At 70.8% G+C, this 590-nt stretch carries 2 protein-coding genes; both read left to right on the plus strand.

Features of this window, described 5'->3' with window-relative positions:
* Positions 1 to 255: transposase (locus NFU81_RS05880; RefSeq protein WP_479688504.1), on the plus strand; the 255-nt coding region annotated here is incomplete at its 5' end.
* Positions 252 to 590: IS3 family transposase (locus NFU81_RS05885; protein ID WP_251485714.1), on the plus strand; the 339-nt coding region annotated here is incomplete at its 3' end. The genes NFU81_RS05880 and NFU81_RS05885, both read left to right, overlap by 4 nt.

The following is a 590-nucleotide window of genomic DNA, read 5'->3' on the forward strand; positions in this document are numbered from 1 at the left end:
GCTGACCTGGGCGTCAACCGGGCGACCCTGCGTGAGTGGGTGCTGCGGGACCGCGAACGCCGTGGCGTCACAGCCGCGGCTGCGACGCCGGGCGCCCGGCCTCGGGAGGCCGTTGCGTCCGCTGATCCGGTCGAGCGTGTGCGGCAGCTGGAGGCGAGGGTGGCCGAACTCGAGGCAAGTGAGCGCAAGCTCGCCACCGAGCGGGACATCCTCCGCAAGGCGGCCAAGTATTTCGCCGGAGAGACGAACTGGTGAGGAGCCGCTTCCAGTTCGTTGACGACCACCGGGACACCAACGAGGTGAAGCGGCTCTGCCAGGTCCTGGACGTGAACCGGTCCAGCTACTACAAGTGGCTCGTCGGCGCCGAGGCCCGGGCTGGCCAGCAGCGCCAGGACCGGGTCCTGGCCGAGGAGATCCGTCAGATCCACGGCGAGTCCGGCGGCGCTTACGGCTCCCCGCGAGTGGCGGCCGAGCTCCGCGAGAAAGGGCAGCGGGTCAACGAGAAGCGGGTCGCCCGGATCATGCGGACGTTCTCCATCACCGGCATCCGCCTGCGCAGACGCGTGCGCACCACCGTCCCGGACCCGGCC

This window comes from Actinacidiphila cocklensis (assembly GCF_907177275.1).
Classification (GTDB): Bacteria; Actinomycetota; Actinomycetes; order Streptomycetales; family Streptomycetaceae; genus Actinacidiphila; species Actinacidiphila cocklensis.